This window comes from Pseudonocardia nigra (assembly GCF_019396355.1).
Lineage (GTDB): Bacteria > Actinomycetota > Actinomycetes > Mycobacteriales > Pseudonocardiaceae > Pseudonocardia > Pseudonocardia nigra.
Map to the genome: position 1 here is coordinate 15,785 of NZ_JAHKRK010000013.1, position 16,202 is coordinate 31,986.

The following is a 16,202-nucleotide window of genomic DNA, read 5'->3' on the forward strand; positions in this document are numbered from 1 at the left end:
TGACCGGAGCACAAACCCGCACCGGGATCCCGGCCCGGGTCGCGGCCACGCCGATCACGACCTGGAGCCGGTCGTCGCGGGAATCCTTCGGCTTGCCACTACGGTCTGGCTGCGGAAAGAACAGGGACGAGCGCGAGTGAGGACACATGGCAAAGACGGCGCGGGAACGGCTGGCGCGGCTACTCGACGACTCCGAGCCAGCCGGGTCGTTCGCTGCTCAGCTGCTGGCGCCCGCGCATTTGCTCCAGCTCGAGGTGTCTGGCGTCGGACCAGTGCGCCTTCCGGTCCGCGCACCCCTAGCGAAGAAGCTGATCGCAGTGGCGCGGTCAGCGATGTTCGGGCGAGGGGAACAGACGCTGTCCGACACCAACGTTCGCGACACGTGGGAACTCACCCCGGATCAGATCACGCTCGGCGGACCCGACTGGACAGCGCTGATGAATCACGCGCTGGAACACTTTCGCGACGAGCTCGGACTCCCGCAGACGTCACGCCTGCGGGCCGAGCCGCACTCGATGCTGGTATACGGCAAGGGACAGTTCTTTCTCCCCCACCAGGACTCGGAGAAAGACGACGCTATGGTCGGCACGCTAGTGGTGTCACTACCTTCGGCGCACACCGGTGGGGAACTGGTCATCGACCACGCCGGGGAGAGCACCGCCTACCGAGCGTCGAAGGAGGAGTTGACCTTCGTCGCGTTCTACGCCGACTGTCGTCACCAGGTCACACCGGTCAGATCCGGGTACCGGGTGACGCTCACGTTCAACCTGCTCGCCAGCCCCGCGACCCCGGCTCCGGAGGCGAGCCCCGCAACCGAGCTGGCGCACTGCCTGAGCGAACACTTCATCACCACGCCGGCCACCACGCGATACGGAACCCGCGACGTCGGCCTGCCGAACCGGCTGGTCTTCCTCCTCGACCACGAGTACACCCAGCGAGGGCTGAACTGGCGTCGGCTCAAGGGCGGCGACGTGGAGCGGGCCAAGCTGGTGCGCGCCGCGGCGGAGCAAGCCGGGTGTGAGACGGTGCTCGCACTCGCCCAGGTGAAGGAGACCTGGGACGCCCTGCCATCCGACAGCGACCCGTGGGACGGCTACTCCTACTACGAGGACGAGGACGAGGACGAGGACGACGGTCACAGCAGCCCGAATGAGGACCCCAGCGACTTTCAGCTCAATGAGTTGATCGACGACGAGATCACCCTCGGCTGGTGGACCAGCCCGGACGGCACCGGCGGCGAGCCGATCTCGCTGCACGTCCCCGACTACGAGGTGTGCGCCACCACTCCGAGCGTGGGCCTGGCCCCCTACCAGTCCGAGTACGAGGGCTACATGGGCAACTACGGCAACACGCTGGATCGGTGGTACCGGCGAGCCGCGGTTGTCGTATGGCCGCAGGACAAGGCGTTCGCGGCGCGTGCCGAGGCCGGATCGCAGTGGGCTCTGCACGAGCTGCGTGACCGCATCGAGGCCGGAGACCTGGAGGGCGCACGTGCCGCGGCAGAGTCGCTCACGCCGTTCTGGAAACGGATAGGAACGCAGGCGGGACTGCTCGGTGCGGCACTGGATGTGGCGGCGAGCCTCGACGTCGCCGGGACGGCGGCGATGCTGCTGGAACCATTCCGGGTGGAAACGGTCACGCAGGAGCATGCGGGCGGGTTGGCGGCGACGGCCGGCCGGTACGGCGAGGACTGGACGCGAAGCGTCATCGACGGGTGGTTCGGGCCGACGAACCACTTCGGAACCGACCTGTCCGAGTGGGTCGGCAACAGCCTGCCTGGGCTGTGCGAGACGCTGCGCACCACCGGGAGGCCGGAGGTGGCACAGCTACTGGCCGCCAGAGCCTGGCGCTGGATGGGCGGCCGACTCCGCCTCTGGACTACCACCGCGCGAAGCGAGGTCCGCCAGCCACAGCTGGAGATGATGAGCTCGCCGTTGGTGGGGCTGCTGGAGGCGGCCGACGACAAGCTATGCGACGAGATCACCGGAGCACTGCGCGAGTGCGGGGACAACGTACTGGAGTGCCTGATGCCTGCGCTGCGTCTTGCGGACGCGCGCCAGGCGGCGGGGCTCGACACGGTCGCGCGGGACTGCGTGGAGCGGCTCGGCACGATCATCGCGCGGCCGCTGCGCGACGAAGACGACTGGTCGATCGAATGGACCGGCTGCGGGTGCGGCCTCTGTGACACGTTGGGGACGTTTCTCGTCTCCCGATCACAGCGGATCTTCGAGTGGCCGCTGGCGACAGACGGACGCCGGCACGTGCACACCCAGATCGACTCCGGAGGGCTGCCGGTGCGACACCAGACCCGGCGGCAGGGGCGGCCATACACGCTGACGCTGACGAAAACCAACGAGCTGTTCACACGCGCCACGAACGCGCGGCACAAGGCTGTGACCGACCTGGCGTGGCTGACGTCGACGCGAGGTGCCCCATCGACGCGAACGTAAGGTACGCCAGGTAGCCTGCGCTCGGGCAGTCCGCCTTGTACCCGACGGACAGGATCACCGCGACGGTCCGGTGGCGGCGAAGATCAGCCCGATCAGCCCGTTCGCGACGTAGTGGAGCTCAACGTCACGCAGCGGGCGACGTGGCCCGGTGAGCCGTCGCGGTGGACGCTCGAAGCGCGCCTCGGACTGCACGCGATCGGTGGTGGTCGTCATGCGGCACGTCCCCCGCTCGGGCGCGACTACCTCGAGCCGTGGATCGAGCAACGTTGAGACCCGGGCGTTGATCGAGGTGCTGCTGCCAGCGTCCTGCATAGCGTTTACCGACCCCGGCTACAATGGGCCACGTGAACACCTGCCACGTGCAGGTATGCCACGTTCTCGTGTTCGATTCCCCCCTCGGACACCAGATCAAGTCTCTGATCAGCAGGTTCTCGCAGCTTCTGCTCGCGTTTGATCTGTATGCGCTGGGCACGGACGTGGGGGTGCACGTCCCACTGGGACGTGCCCGTGCCGCGGGGCGCACGAGTCCGGAACGGTTGCTTCTCGGAGTGGTTCGGTCGCGCGCGAGTTGTTCCATCGTCTCGGCCGCTTCGGCGGGATCCTCGTGCTCCCAGATCCTGACTACGAGCCAGTCCCGACTGCAACCTGCGCCGCAGTCCTCACACCGCCCGCCAGGCGCTAGAATCAACCGGAGAACCGACCCCGGACGCCGCTCGTCTGGCGACGGCTGGCCCTGTGCGGTGGGTGCCGCGGCCGTCTACCGGTGGTCGATCAGTGGCCATGCCTTCCCGCCGTATGCGGGCGGGCTGTCCGGCCCGCGGATCCGTGGGTCCGCTCGCGTCTCGGAGGAGCCACCTCGGCCTCTCCCCGCGACGCCCATCGCCCGACCGCAGCACTGTACGCGGCACGGCTGCCACGGCGGCCGTGCCGGGCACGAGGAGGAGGAGTCAGTGGCTCGACGAGGCCGGCCCCAGACCAGGGCTCGCCGTACCGCCCCGCGCGACCGTCGTCACGGCCGCCGCCGCGACGACGTCAACTCGGTGCTCGCCCGCGCCGTCCGGGAGGTCGAGGCAGCCCTCCGGAGCGGTCGGGTCACGCCCGCGACGCGCACGAAGTTCCAGGCCCTCGCACTGCTGCTGCGCGATGAGCGCGCCCGGGTCCGGGCGGAGGAGAACAGCAGCGACACGCACCGGGCTGAGCAGCTCAAGCGCCTCGACGGCATCGCGACGATCCTCGCGAAGAGCGCCGTGCGTGATTCCGAACTCCTGGCGCTCCTCGCCGAGGACGCCGTCGTCTCCGACGAGGCCCGGTCGCTCAAGCGGGACATGCTGAGGACCGCGGGCATCGAGTCGGGCGCCGACGAGCTCCCGCCGGTGGAGCCCCCGGCCGCCGCCACCGAGGACCGGGTGGTGCCGCGGTCGGTCGTCTCGCGGCGACTGGCCAACCCCTTCCTCGCCCCCGACGTCTCCGCCGTCCGGCCGAGCGCACCCCGTCCGACGCGGTTGGCCACTTGGGAGCTGATCGGCCCGCTGCTCAGCTCGTTCGAGCGCGCCGGAGGCGGAGCCGCGGCGTGCATGGCCCTCCCCGCGCCGACCTCCCGGTACACGCCGCGCGGCCTGGAGCTGATGCCGCACCAGGCCCGGCTGGTCGCCGCGGCCGCGGCCGGCCACCGGACCTTCCTGCTCGCCGACGAGCCGGGGCTGGGCAAGACGGCCCAGGCGCTGCTCGCCGCGGAGGCGGCGAACGCCTACCCGCTGCTCGTCGTCGTGCCGAACGTCGTCAAGACGAACTGGGCGCGCGAGGCCGGGATGTGGACGCCCCACCGCTCGGCCACCGTGATCCACGGCAACGGTGACTCGATCGACGGATTCGCCGACATCGTCGTCGTCAACTACGAGGTGCTCGACCGCCACGTGGGATGGCTCGGCGGCTTCGGCCTGCGCGGCATGGTCGTCGACGAGGCGCACTTCATCAAGAACAAGTCCTCCCAACGCTCGCGGCACGTCCTGGCGCTCTCCGAGCGAATCCGGTCCTTCACCGCGCGCCCGCTGCTGATGGCCCTCACCGGCACCCCGCTGATCAACGACATCGAGGACTTCCGGGCGATCTGGCAGTTCCTCGGCTGGATCGACGAGACGAAGCCGCTCGCCGAGCTGATGAACGCGCTCGACGAGACCGGCCTGACACCCGCCGACCCGGGGTTCTACGCCGCGGCCCGCCAATGCGTCGTCGATCTCGGCATCGTCCGTCGCCGCAAGGTCGACGTGGCCGCCGACATCCCGGCGTGCCGCATCGCCGACCTCCCCGTCGAGCTGGACGGGCCGGCCGGTCGGTCGATCCGAGCGGCCGAGCGCGAACTCGCTCGCCGCATGGTGTCGCGGTACGAGGAGGCACTGGCCGGCCGCCGGTCCGGTGCCGTCGTCGAGGGCGTCGACCACGACCTCGTGCGCCAGGTGGCCAGGTGGGAGCAGAAGGACGCGACCACCTCGACGACCGGCGAGAACGTCTTCAGCATGATGCGGCGCATCGGTCGGGCGAAGGCCGGCCTCGCCGCCGACTACGCGGTCCAGCTCGCGCGCAGCGCGGGCAAGGTGGTCTTCTTCGCCAAGCACGTCGACGTGATGGACGTCGCCGAGGAGACGTTCGCCGAGCAGGGGGTCCGCTTCTCGTCGATCCGCGGCGACCAGACGCCCACGTCGAGGCAGCGGAACATCGACGCCTTCACAGGCGACCCCGACGTGGCCATCGCGGTCTGCTCGCTGACCGCGGCCGGCGTGGGCCTCAACCTCCAGGTCGCCTCCGACCTCGTGCTCGCCGAGCTCTCCTGGACCGCCGCAGAGCAGACCCAGGCGATCGACCGCAGCCACCGCATCGGCCAGGCGCAGCCCGTCACCGCGTGGCGCATCATCGCCGCGCAGACGATCGACGCCCGGATCGCCGAACTGATCGACAGCAAGGCCGGCCTCGCCGCCCAAGCGCTCGACGGCTCGGAGGAGGAGGTCGGGTCGTCGGCCGACGTGCAACACGAGGCGCTCGTCGCGTTGCTGACCGACGCGCTGTCGGCGGCCCCGACGCGCCTCGTGAGCTGACGGGGGGCGCGCCGCGTCTCGTGCGGTGGCGGGTAAGGACGGACCCGATTCGCCCGGCGCTGCCCGGTTGCATTCCGTGTCCTCAGGAAAGGTCGGGAACGGCAGCGGTCGGCCGCGGCGACGGCACCGCTGTCGGACCAGGCGCACATGGCCCAGTCAGCCGGTGCGGCGGGAGCGGGCCAGACCCAACCCACCGAGGTTCATGCCGATCAGCCCCACCACCAGGGCCACGATCGCCCCGGCTCGCCCGTTGCCGGTACCGAAGCCACCGGTGGAGCCGGCCAGATGCAGCACACTGAGGACCATGCCGATCAGCCCCACCACCAGGGCCACGATGGCCCCGGCTCGCCCGTTGCCGGTGCCGATACGACCGGCGGAGCGGGCCAGAGCCAGCCCACCGATGACCACGCTGATCAGCCCCACCACGGCGGCCACGACGGCGCCGAGTCGCCCGGAGCCGGTGCCGATACCACCGGCGGCGACGGAGAGCTCCGCGGCCGCCGGTGCGACAAGCAAATGACGGACGGACATTGAGGATCCTTTCGGTCGAATGACGGGTAGGCGCCCGGGAAACCGGCCGACCACCACGGCTTGGGCGAACACCCCGTGCAGGTGCACGGTGACCACCGCGCGCAGTGCCCACCGCATCGGCCGGACCACCAGATCCGGCACCTCTGATCAGCTCCCCTCCTGGCGACGGCTTTCTGGGAGCGATCGTGGTTGCCGGGGTGGTGCCCGCGCGTCGGGCAACGGAGGTGTCTTCGGGCTGAGGCCCGCGGCGTACGGTCGGCCGCCGGTAGTAGACGCTCTCAACCCGTGCGGTAGTGCCGAGGCACCACACCCGGTGGATGCGCACCCCCGGCGGCACACGCAACATGGGACCGGGCGGCGTGCCCGGTCGAGCCCGGATCGAGGGCGGGGGAATGGTCAGCACCATGCGTGAGGCGGCGCGCCGCGGCGCGCTGTCGCCGGTTGTGGCCGACGCGAGTCTCGGCGTCTGCGTGGCGGTTGGTCTCCTCGCTGCCGCTCTCGCCGGGGTCGGCCCGGCGGTGGTGAGCCCCCGCCCGCTGGACGCCGGAGCGGTCGCGCTGGCCGCGACCGTCGCCGCCGCGGTCGCGGTGCGCCGCCGCTACCCGATTGCGGCGCTGGTCGTGCTCAACGCGGTCCCCCTCGCCTGGTTCGTCAGCGCCTATCCCGGGCGGCTGATCACGCTCGCCCCGCTGATCGCCTGCTACACCCTCGCGGCCTACCGGGGCTGGCGGTGGGGTCTCGCGGGCGCCGTGCTCACCGCGCTGACCCAGATCATCGCGATCCGGATCGTGCTCGCCGACGCCGAGACCGCCGGGGTGGTTCCCAACCTGGTGCTGTCGGCGGCCACCGCGGGCAGCGCCGGCGCGGCCGTGGGCTACTACCGGGCGGTGCTCGCGGCCACCCGCGCCCAGCTCGCCCGGGAAACCCGGACCCGCGAGGAGCGGGCGCGCCGGCTCGCGGTCGAGGAACGGCTACGCATCGCCCGCGAGCTGCACGACGTCTTCGGGCACACCATGGCCACCATCAGCGTGCAGGCCGGTGTCGGTCTGCACGTCATCGAACAACGCCCCGGGCAAGCCCGCGAGGCACTCACCACGATCAAGAAGATCTGCGACGACGGCCTCATCGACGTCAAGACCATCCTCGGCATCCTGCGCGCCGACACCTCCACAGAGGAGGAGCCCGGGCAACCGCGTGCGCCCCGAGGCGGGCTCGACCGGCTCACCGAGCTGCTCGACACGGCCGAGGCCGCAGGCCTACGGGTCGAGCTGAACGTCGACGGCGACCTGCGGCCGCTGCCCGCGCCGGTCGATCTGGCCGCCTACCGGATCATCCAGGAAGCGCTGACCAACGTGCTACGCCACGCCGACGCGCACGCCGTGAGGCTCGCGCTGACGCACGAACCGTCGCGGTTGCTCATCCGGATCCGCGACGACGGGCCCACTACCAGCGCGGACACCCGGCACACCGCGGCGGGGCATCACGGGCACGGCATCGACGGGATGCGCGAGCGTGCCCGCGCGTTGTCAGGTCAGCTCACAGCAGCCCCACACCCCGAGGGCGGCTTCGAGGTGTGCGCCGAGCTGCCCGTCCCGCACCCGCGATGATGTCCACGTGCGCCCACCCGACCCGCTCCTGAGCCACCAGTGCGCCACGGCCGCGACCGGCGAGACTCAGGGTGCTGTGCGGTGACCGAGCCCATCCGCGTGCTCATCGCCGACGACGAAGCCCTCGTCCGGGGCGGCTTCCGGGTACTCGTCGACAATGAACCCGGCATGATCGTGGTCGGCGAAGCCGGCGACGGAGCCACCGCGGTGGACCTGGCCCGGCAAACCCGCCCCGACGTCGTGCTCATGGACATCAGGATGCCCGGCGTCGACGGACTGAGCGCCACCCACCAGATCGCCGCCGACCCCGACCTCACCGACGTCCACGTACTCATCCTCACCACCTTCGACCACGACGAATACGTCATCGAAGCACTCGGTGCCGGCGCCGCCGGCTTCCTGATCAAAAACACCGAACCCCGCCAGCTGCTGCACGGCATCCGCATCGTCACCGGCGGGGAGGCCCTCCTGTCCCCTGGGCTGACCCGACGACTCATCGCCCGACTGACCAGCCGAACCACAACTCCACGACTCGACACCGACGTCCTGGCCCAACTCACCACCCGGGAGAAGCAGATCGTCGGACTCGTCGCCCACGGCCTGAGCAACACCGACATCGCCACCGCCCTCACCATCAGCCACGCCACCGCCAAGACCCACGTCAGCCGCGCCATGACCAAACTCGGCGCCCACGACCGCGCACAGCTGGTCGTCCTGGCCTACCAACACCGCCTCGTCGAACCACCCGACCCCACCCCGTGACGTGGTTGCGCGGCGTGCTCGCCGACGTGGTCCTACAGGTTGTCCCGGGCGTGGCGCCGCGCCAGCTCGAGAGCGCCCTGCAAGGGTGCGCTCTCACCGAGGGCACTCGCGGCCACCGGTGTCGGCGCCGGGGCGAGGTCGTCGAGCGTGCGCTGGAGCTCATCGCGCAGCAACGCGTTCGTGCCGATCGGGCCGCCGAGGACGATCAGCCCGGGGTCGAGGATCGCGCAGATCGCCGTCGCCGCCTCGCCGAGTGCGCGTGCGGCGTGCGCGACCGCGTCGAGTGCGTGCCGGTCCCCGTCCTCCGCAGCCCGTAGCAGCGAGCGCGCCTCGGCGACGGTGTCGAGATACCAGGCGTCACGACGCCGAGGCCCGAGCCCGAACCCCGACACCGCACGCGCCAGCCCGTGCTGCTCGCCCGAGGTGTCCGCCCGGCTCGGGAGGTAACCGATCTCGCCCGCGAGCCCGCGGGAGCCCCGGACGAGCCGGCCGTCGACGACGACGCCGAGCCCGAGGCCGGCGCCCACGTAGAGGTAGGCGAAGTCGTCGACGTCCTTCGCGACACCATTGCGCTGCTCCCCCAATGCCGCCAGGTTCACGTCGTTGTCGACGAGCAGCGGTGCGGAGATCCGCGCGGCCAGGATCTCCGCAGGCTGGACGAGACCTTCCGGGTAGGGCGTGTCCGGAAGTTCGATCACCGACAGGGTGCGTGGATCGACCGGCTTGGCCACCGAGATCGCGGCGGCACGCAGGAGTGTCCGCTCGCGGCGCGCGTGCTCACCGGCCTCGACGACGATCCGCTCGAGCTGATCGGCCACGTCCTCGGGGCTCCGCGGCGGGTCGAACCGGTCCACGCTGACCTGCCGGCCCAGGAGATCGCTGACCGCGACGCGGATGACGCCGGGGTTGAGCTCGACGGCCACGACGGCACCCGCCGTGTCGGCGAGCTCGTAGAGCGTCGCCACGCGACCCTGCCGGCCGGTCTGCAGCCCCGCGGGGGCCAGCACACCCTCGTGCTCGAGGCGACGGACGGCGGCGTTGACCGTGGGCTTGGACAGGCCGGTGCGACCGGCGATGTCGACCCGGGTCACCGGACCGGGCTCGGCGAACACGACATCGAGGACGGCCTGCTCCGTGCGGTCACGGAGAGCCGTCGGGCCGGCGACCCGTTGCACCTCGTCACTCGTGCCGGCCGTCATCGCCCTCCTTGTGTGGTCGAGGCGCCGATGCTACCTTCACTCGGCCTAGTTAGGTAGCTTTACTAACAAAAGATCCGGAACCTCCGGTCGGAGAGGACCTGAGATGACTGCAGCGCTCCACGGCACCGAGACACCCACGGACATCTCCGCTGCGATCCGCGCCGCCAAGACCGAACTGCGGGCGCGGATCGGCGACTACACCGGCGTGTTCGCCGAGGTCGAGGACGCGATGAAGCGCGCCGTCGCCGAGATCGTCGCCCTCCGCGAACGCGGCGAGGAGGTGTGGCCCGTCGTCCGGTTCGCCGACATCGCGGCCGGGACCGTGCCGGGCGAGACGGTCGAGGCGATCCGGCGCCGCGGCTGCGCGATCGTACGCGGCACGTTCCCCCGCGAGCGGGCCGAGGCGTGGGACGCCGAGCTGGTGTCCTACCTCGAGGACAACGACTTCATGGGCCGCTACACCTACCTCGACGACGGCATCTTCGGCGGGCTGGCCGCCGGGAAGCCGTCGATCTTCCCGATTTACTGGTCACGCCCGCAGATGCAGGCCCGCGAGGACGCGAACATGGTCGCCGTCCGCGGGTTCCTCAACAGCTTCTGGAAGCACGAGTCCGAGGGCCGCGTCTGGTTCGACCCGGACCGCGACACCGCCTACCCGGACCGCGTCCGCCGCCGCGCTCCCGGCGCCGACTCCGACGGCCTGTCCCCGCACACCGACTCCGGCTCGGTCGAACGCTGGCTGCTGCCCGCCTACCAGAAGGTGTTCCGGCACGTCTTCGACGGCAACTGGACCGAGTACGACCCGTGGGACGGCGCCTACCGCACCGACGTCCACGAGTACCGGTCCACCGTGATGTGCTCGGCCTTCCGCACGTTCCAGGGTTGGACCGCGCTTTCGGACATGGCCCGCACCGCGGGCGTGCTCAACGTCCTGCCGATCCCTGATGCGATGGTCTACCTGCTGCTGCGGGCCCTGCAGGACGACATCGCCGACGACGACCTGTGCGGCGCCGCGAACGGCCAGGCGTTGCCCATCAACGAGAAGTACCACTCGATCCTGCTCCCGGGCATGAGCCCGATCCCGGACGTCGAGCCCGGTGACACGGTCTGGTGGCACGCCGACGTGGTGCACGCGGTGGACCCGGTGTCCGACCAGAAGGGCTGGGGCAACGTCATGTACATCCCGGCCGCGCCCCACTGCGCCAAGAACGCGGCGTACGCCACCGAGTGCGGCAAGGCGTTCCTGACCGGCGAGAGCCCGTCGGACTTCGCCCCGGAGCACTACGAGATCGGCTGGTCGGGCCGCCCGGGCCGCGACGACCTGAGCCCGACCGGGCTTCGCCAGCTCGGCCTCCAGGACCGGTGATCCGCTCCTCGCCGAACGTCACCCGCTCCTCGGCGAGCTCCGTTGCTCGCCGAGGAGCGAGACGTCATCTCCCGGCGCTCCGTCAAGCGAGCGACGCGTGCATCTCCCAGACCAGGATCTCGGCCGGGGAGGCGGCGGTGAGCTTCTGCCCGCCGCCCGCGGTGAACCGCACCGCGTCGCCGGCGGCGAGGCTGCCGGCCCCCTCCAGCACGACCTCGCCGCGCGGCACGAACAGGTGCAGGAACGGCGCTTCCGGCAGGGTCGCCTCCTGGCCCGGCTGCAGCCGCGCGGCGTGCAGGGCCGCGTACCGGTTCGCGATCCGGATCGCGCTGTCGTGGCCCGCCATGCCGGACGCGACGGGCACGAGCGCACCGGAGAGCAGCTCGCCGTCGATCTCGCGCTGCTCGTAGCCCGGGGTGATGCCCTGCTCGTCCGGGACGACCCACATCTGCACGAAGTGGACGGGGTCGATGTGCGGGTCACCGCCCTGCAGGCGCCAGGAGTCGTTCTTCTCCGAGTGCAGGATCCCGGTGCCCGCGCTCATCCGCTGCGCCAGGCCCGGGTAGATCACGCCGGAGTGGCCGGTGGAGTCCTGGTGCACGAGCGAGCCCTGCAGCACCCAGGTCACGATCTCCATGTCCCGGTGCGGGTGGGTCTCGAAGCCGCGCCCGGGCTGCAGGATGTCGTCGTTGTTGACCAGCAGCAGCCCGTGGTGGGTGTTGCCCGCGTCGTAGTGCCCCCCGAAGGAGAACGAGTGGTGCGAGTCGAGCCACGCGATCTTCGTGGCGAACCGGTCGTCCGCCCGCCGGACGTCGATCTGCGGGACCAGCATCGTCTCGGTCATGCCCCCATCCTTCCGAGAAGTTGCTCCCGCAACAACAGCGTGCCCGCGGGCATTCCGCCGCCGCCACCAGGGTCCGGTCAGGCGTCGTCCCCCGCACCCCGGGCCGCGAGCGCCTCGCCGAGCTCGTCGGCATGGCGCAGGGTGCGCACGAGGAACGGCACGGCGAAGGCGACGACGGAGCGGTCCACCCCGCGGGCGCGGGCGGCCTCCCGGACGGACCGGGCGATCTCGGACAGCGTGCTCACGGCCTGGAGCGTGAGCCCGACGAGCAGACCGACCCGCTCCGGCCGGACGCCGAAGCGGCGCAGCGGCCGGAGTCCGCGCTCGACGGCGGAGATCACGGCCTCGATGCGGGTGGTGAGGGTGAACAGGGTCGCGGCGCCGATCGCGGCGACCAGCCGCAGGCTGGTCAGCGCCGCCTCCCGCGGGCTCAGCAGCCACGCCTGCAGCGCGAACACCAGCGCGACGACCACGAGCAGGCCGCGCACCAGCGGCACGACCCGGCGGGCCGGGATCCGCGCCACCGCGTAGCCGGCGGCGACCACGACGCAGGCGGCGGCGGGCCACGCGAGCGAACCCGGCACGAACGGGACCGCGGCGAGCACCAGCACGCCGAGGAACTTCAGCGTCGTCGGCGCGCGGTGCAGCGGGCTCGTACCCGGCTCGTAGAGGCCGAGCGGGCTCACTCGACCAGCTTCCGGTAGTACTGCACGGCGGCGCGCGGCTCGTCGTCGGCCACCACCCGGCCCTCGTCGAGCACGACCACGCGGTCGAAGTCGTCGAGCAGGTCGAGGTCGTGGGTCACGAGCACCACCTGCTGCCGCAGCCGGGTGAGCACCTCGGCGAAGCGCCGCTTGTTGCGCAGGTCGAGCAGGGTCGTCGGCTCGTCGCACACCAGGACGTCGGGGTCGAGTGCGAGCATCCCGCACAGCGCGAGCAGCTGCTTCTGCCCGCCGGAGAGCTGGTGTGCCGGGTGGTCGGCGTAGCCCGCGAGCCCGTGCTCGGCGAGCACCTCCGCGGCCCGCCGGGCCCGGTCGGCGCGACCGAGCCCACTGCGGCGCAGGGAGAACGCCACGTCCTCCCCGGCGGTGGGCATCACGATCTGGCTGTCCGGATTGGTGAAGACGAAACCGACCCGGCGCCGGACCGCACGGCCCTGCGCCACGGGGTCGAGGCCGTCCACGCGCACGCGGCCCTCGGTCGGGAGCACCAGCCCGTTGATCATCCGGGCCAGGGTGGACTTGCCCGACCCGTTCGCGCCGACGAACGCCACCCGCTGCTCGGACAGCGCGAGGTGCACCTCGGCGAGCACCACCCGCTCGCCGAAGCGGTGCCCGACACCGTCGAACTCGATCACGCCAGGCCCTCCCCCTCAACCGCCTCCCACAGCGTCGCAATGCCCAGGCCCCCGCCCGCGGAGAGTGCGGCGAGGCCCATGCGCGCGCCGGCGGAGCGGACCAGCCGGGCGAACAGCCGGACCACCAGCACCGCCCCCGAGGCGCCCCACGGATGGCCCAGCGCGATCGCCCCGCCGTCCGGGCTCACCGTGTCCTCGTCGATCCCGGCGGCGTCGAGGCAGGCCAGCGCCTGCCCAGCGAAGGCCTCGTTGAACTCGACGACCTCGGGCACCCGCCCGGCGAGCACCTGCCGCATCGCGGGGACCGCGCCGAGCCCGAGCCGGTTCGGGTCGAGCGCCGACGTCGCCGCCGCGACCAGCCGCAGGCCCGCCAGCCCGCGCTCCCGCCGCAGCCGCTCGCTCACGACGAGCACTGCCGCGGCGCCGTCGTTGATGCCGCAGGAGTTGGCGGCGGTCGCGGTCCCGCCGGGCGTGAACGCCGGGCGGAAGCGGGCGAGCCGTTCGACGGTGAACCCCGCGCGCGGCCGTTCGTCGGCCGGCACGCCCCCGACCGGGACGAGCTCGGCGGCGAACCGCCCGGCCCGCTGCGCCGCCACCGCGCGCTCGTGGCTGCGCGCCGCGAACCGGTCCTGCCGCTCGCGGGAGATCCCCGCCTCCGCGGCCACGAGGTCGGCGGCCGCACCCATCTCCGGGTCGCCGATCTCGGCGGGGGCGAACGGCGCCCGGGTGTACGGGGTGGGCGGATCGGTGCGCCACGCGCGGTGCGGTGCGGTGGAGGCGCTCTCCACCCCGCCCGCGAGGTAGGCCTCGCCCTCGCCGGCGCGGATCAGCGCCGCCGCCAGGGTGATCGCGGCCAGGCCGCTCGCGCACTGCCGGTCCACGGTCACGCCGGGCACGGCCGGGCCGAGCCCCGCCCGCAGCGCCGCCACCCGCGCCGGGTTGCCCCCCGGCCCGAACACGTTGCCCAGCACGACGTCGTCGACCGTGGCGAGCCCGGCGTCGTCGAGCAGGGCCCGCAGCACCGGTGCGGCGAGCGCGTCGACCGGGAGCGCCCGCAGCGCACCGCCGGCATTGCCGATCGGTGTACGGCGGGCCGCGACGACGACCGGCGCGAGATCGCCCGTCACCGGAGGGGCTCCGCCGGGAACGTGCCGGCCGCCAGCTGCTCGGCGACGGCGGCGCGGGCCGGTTTCCCGGACGCGGTGCGCGGGAGGGCCGCCGTCACCAGCCAGCGGCGCGGCCGCTTGCCCGGGGCCAGGCCGGCCCGGGCGGCGGCACACAGCTCGCGCAGGGCGGGCGGCGAACCGGCCTGGACGACGGCGGTGACGACGGCGCCGAGCGTCGCGTGCGGAGTGCCGCTGACCAGGACGTCGTCGACGCCGGGAACGCCGCGCAGCACCGACTCGACCTCCTCGGCCGCGACGAGCCGGCCCCCGCTGGAGATCGTCGCCGAGCCCCGCCCGAGCACGACCAGCTCGCCGGAGTCCGTCAGCTCCGCCCGGTCACCCACGGTGGACCAGCCGGATCCGCTCGCCACGACCGCGCCCGAGCGCAGGTGGCCGTCGAACGCGAGCGGCGACCGCACCCACAGCTCGCCGTCGCGGACCGCGACCTCGACCCCGGGCACCGGGCGCAGCGCGGGCCCGCCGCGCCGGACCGCGATCAGCGAGTGCTCGGCCGACCCGTAGTACTCCATGAGCTCGGCGCCCGGGAGCACCCGGGCGAACCGCGCGCGCAACCCGTCCCCGACGTGGGCGCCGCCGCAGACGACCGTCCGCAGCGCGCACGGTCCGGGCGTGCGTTCCAGCTCGGCGAGCAGGTCGGCGAGCATCGCGGGCACGACGTGCAGGCTCGCGACCTCCCGCGCGTCCGCGGCGCGCAGCCGCGGCCGGACCCGCAGCTCCGCGCCACACCACAGGGCGTGCAGCGCCCCGAACAGGAACAGCGACGAGCTGAGCGGCCCCGGGACGAGCACGGGCCCGGGCAGCGGACCGAGCGCGGCGAAGCTGCGCAGCCACGACGCCCGGGAGCGCACGAGGACCGCGGGCCGCCCGCTGCTCCCGGAGGTCGTGGGGAGGTAGAAGCGCGTGCTCTCGTCGCCGTGGGGCACGACCGGGGTCGTGGTCGGTGCCGGCGCGCCGGTGACGACCACGTGCGGCCGCGCGTCGCCGAGGACCGCGGCGCGCTCCCGGTCCGTCCAGCCCGGCTCCACGACGAGCGTGGCCGCGCCCAGCAGGTCGGCGCCGAGCAACCACGCCAGCACGTCCACCGGCCTGCCTGCCGGGCCGGGGTCGACGGCGACCCGAGACCCCGCGCGGACAGCCCGGCCGGTCAGCTCCCGGGCCGCCCCCTGGGCGAGCGCGAGCAGGTCGGCGGGGACGTCCGCGGACCCGAGGACCGGCGGGTTGGGCGTCACCGCATCGCCGCGCTGGTGAGCCGGTCGGGCAGGGCACGGTGCACCACGGCGGCGACGACCGCGGCGAGCACGACCTTCACGAGGTCGCCGGGCACGAACACCAGCGAGCCGACGACGGCCGTGCGGAGGTCACCCGTGTAGGCCCAGAGCCACGGGACGCCGACGGCGTAGTCCGCGAGCAGGCCCGCGGCGGTCGCGAGCAGCAGCACGGGCAGCCGCGGCCGGGCGGCGCGCTGCACGATCAGGCCCGCGACCAGCGCGGACAGGATGAAGCCGAGCAGGAAACCGCCGCTGGGACCGAGGAACGGGGCGATGCCGCCCCGGCCGCCGGAGAGCAGCGGCAGCCCGATCGCGGTCAGGCCGAGGAACAGCACGACCGCGCCCGTCCCCCGCCGGGCGCCGAGCACGGCGCCGGCGAGCAGCGGGCCGATGTTCTGCACCACGATCGGCACCCCGGACAGGCCCACGTAGAGGCCCGGGAAGATGCCGAGCACCGCGATGAACGCGGCGAACACGACCGCGGTCGCGAGATCCGCCGCTGACGATGACCCTCGGGACGCCGGCACGACGAGCAGGTTAAC

The 16,202-nt window shown here is 72.7% G+C and carries 14 protein-coding genes; 5 read left to right on the forward strand and 9 right to left on the reverse strand.

The window, feature by feature from the left end; all coding sequences use genetic code 11:
- The first annotated feature begins 146 nt into the window (after positions 1–146).
- Positions 147–2,450, forward strand: a complete 2,304-nt coding sequence (locus KME75_RS05605) for a 2OG-Fe(II) oxygenase (protein ID WP_219413454.1) — start codon at positions 147–149, stop codon at positions 2,448–2,450.
- A gap of 54 nt (positions 2,451–2,504) precedes the next feature.
- Here KME75_RS05605 and KME75_RS05610 read toward each other — a convergent pair whose 3' ends face one another.
- Positions 2,505–2,663, reverse strand: coding sequence for a hypothetical protein (locus KME75_RS05610; RefSeq protein ID WP_219413455.1), 159 nt, complete (start codon positions 2,661–2,663; stop codon positions 2,505–2,507).
- A gap of 737 nt (positions 2,664–3,400) precedes the next feature.
- Here KME75_RS05610 and KME75_RS42655 point away from each other — a divergent pair.
- The gene (locus KME75_RS42655) at positions 3,401–5,539 is read left to right on the forward strand and encodes a DEAD/DEAH box helicase (RefSeq protein WP_308282578.1); all 2,139 of its coding nucleotides are present in this window, start codon (positions 3,401–3,403) and stop codon (positions 5,537–5,539) included.
- A gap of 156 nt (positions 5,540–5,695) precedes the next feature.
- On the opposite strand, the gene KME75_RS05620 is transcribed toward KME75_RS42655, so the two are convergent.
- Positions 5,696–6,166 carry a DUF6223 family protein gene (locus KME75_RS05620; RefSeq protein WP_308282579.1) on the reverse strand — a complete coding sequence of 157 codons (471 nt, stop codon included), beginning with the start codon at positions 6,164–6,166 and terminating at the stop codon, positions 5,696–5,698.
- Positions 6,167–6,387: 221 nt separating this feature from the next.
- Between KME75_RS05620 and KME75_RS05625 the strand changes: the two genes are divergently transcribed.
- Together KME75_RS05625 and KME75_RS05630 are read left to right on the forward strand one after the other, a co-directional pair.
- The gene (locus KME75_RS05625; protein WP_219413457.1) at positions 6,388–7,677 is read left to right on the forward strand and encodes a sensor histidine kinase; all 1,290 of its coding nucleotides are present in this window, start codon (positions 6,388–6,390) and stop codon (positions 7,675–7,677) included.
- Between the two features lie 81 nt (positions 7,678–7,758).
- Positions 7,759–8,439 (forward strand): response regulator, encoded by a 681-nt coding sequence (locus KME75_RS05630; protein ID WP_308282580.1) that lies wholly within the window; start codon positions 7,759–7,761, stop codon positions 8,437–8,439.
- A 32-nt stretch (positions 8,440–8,471) separates the two neighbouring features.
- Here the strand turns inward: KME75_RS05630 and KME75_RS05635 are convergent, their stop codons facing one another.
- On the reverse strand, positions 8,472–9,638 hold the full coding sequence (locus KME75_RS05635) for an ROK family transcriptional regulator (protein ID WP_219413458.1): 1,167 nt from the start codon (positions 9,636–9,638) through the stop codon (positions 8,472–8,474).
- A 103-nt stretch (positions 9,639–9,741) separates the two neighbouring features.
- Between KME75_RS05635 and KME75_RS05640 the strand changes: the two genes are divergently transcribed.
- Positions 9,742–11,004: a YbiU family protein gene (locus tag KME75_RS05640; RefSeq protein WP_219413459.1), complete on the forward strand. Its 1,263-nt coding sequence runs from the start codon at positions 9,742–9,744 to the stop codon at positions 11,002–11,004.
- Positions 11,005–11,086: 82 nt separating this feature from the next.
- Here KME75_RS05640 and KME75_RS05645 read toward each other — a convergent pair whose 3' ends face one another.
- The 6 genes from KME75_RS05645 to KME75_RS05670 all read right to left on the reverse strand — a co-directional run bounded on the left by KME75_RS05645 (position 11,087) and on the right by KME75_RS05670 (position 16,187).
- Positions 11,087–11,848 (reverse strand): pirin family protein, encoded by a 762-nt coding sequence (locus tag KME75_RS05645; RefSeq protein ID WP_219413460.1) that lies wholly within the window; start codon positions 11,846–11,848, stop codon positions 11,087–11,089.
- Between the two features lie 77 nt (positions 11,849–11,925).
- The gene (locus KME75_RS05650; RefSeq protein WP_219413461.1) at positions 11,926–12,534 is read right to left on the reverse strand and encodes an energy-coupling factor transporter transmembrane component T family protein; all 609 of its coding nucleotides are present in this window, start codon (positions 12,532–12,534) and stop codon (positions 11,926–11,928) included.
- Positions 12,531–13,205, reverse strand: coding sequence for an energy-coupling factor ABC transporter ATP-binding protein (locus KME75_RS05655; protein ID WP_219413462.1), 675 nt, complete (start codon positions 13,203–13,205; stop codon positions 12,531–12,533). The genes KME75_RS05650 and KME75_RS05655 overlap by 4 nt, the downstream gene beginning before the upstream one ends.
- Positions 13,202–14,332: a thiolase family protein gene (locus KME75_RS05660; protein ID WP_219413463.1), complete on the reverse strand. Its 1,131-nt coding sequence runs from the start codon at positions 14,330–14,332 to the stop codon at positions 13,202–13,204. Before KME75_RS05660 ends, KME75_RS05655 begins: the two co-directional genes overlap by 4 nt.
- Positions 14,329–15,621 carry a class I adenylate-forming enzyme family protein gene (locus KME75_RS05665; protein WP_308282581.1) on the reverse strand — a complete coding sequence of 431 codons (1,293 nt, stop codon included), beginning with the start codon at positions 15,619–15,621 and terminating at the stop codon, positions 14,329–14,331. The genes KME75_RS05660 and KME75_RS05665 overlap by 4 nt, the downstream gene beginning before the upstream one ends.
- Positions 15,618–16,187 (reverse strand): biotin transporter BioY, encoded by a 570-nt coding sequence (locus KME75_RS05670; protein ID WP_308282582.1) that lies wholly within the window; start codon positions 16,185–16,187, stop codon positions 15,618–15,620. Before KME75_RS05670 ends, KME75_RS05665 begins: the two co-directional genes overlap by 4 nt.
- Between the last annotated feature and the right edge of the window lie 15 nt (positions 16,188–16,202).

What these genes read in the sequence shown, in the direction of transcription:
- KME75_RS05625 (WP_219413457.1), top strand. Translation starts at nt 6,388, where the DNA reads ATGCGCACCCCCGGCGGCACACGCAACATGGGACCGGGCGGCGTGCCC.
- KME75_RS05640 (WP_219413459.1), top strand. Translation starts at nt 9,742, where the DNA reads ATGACTGCAGCGCTCCACGGCACCGAGACACCCACGGACATCTCCGCT.
- KME75_RS05645 (WP_219413460.1), bottom strand. Translation starts at nt 11,848, where the DNA reads ATGACCGAGACGATGCTGGTCCCGCAGATCGACGTCCGGCGGGCGGAC.
- KME75_RS05635 (WP_219413458.1), bottom strand. Translation starts at nt 9,638, where the DNA reads ATGACGGCCGGCACGAGTGACGAGGTGCAACGGGTCGCCGGCCCGACG.
- KME75_RS05610 (WP_219413455.1), bottom strand. Translation starts at nt 2,663, where the DNA reads ATGACGACCACCACCGATCGCGTGCAGTCCGAGGCGCGCTTCGAGCGT.
- KME75_RS05605 (WP_219413454.1), top strand. Translation starts at nt 147, where the DNA reads ATGGCAAAGACGGCGCGGGAACGGCTGGCGCGGCTACTCGACGACTCC.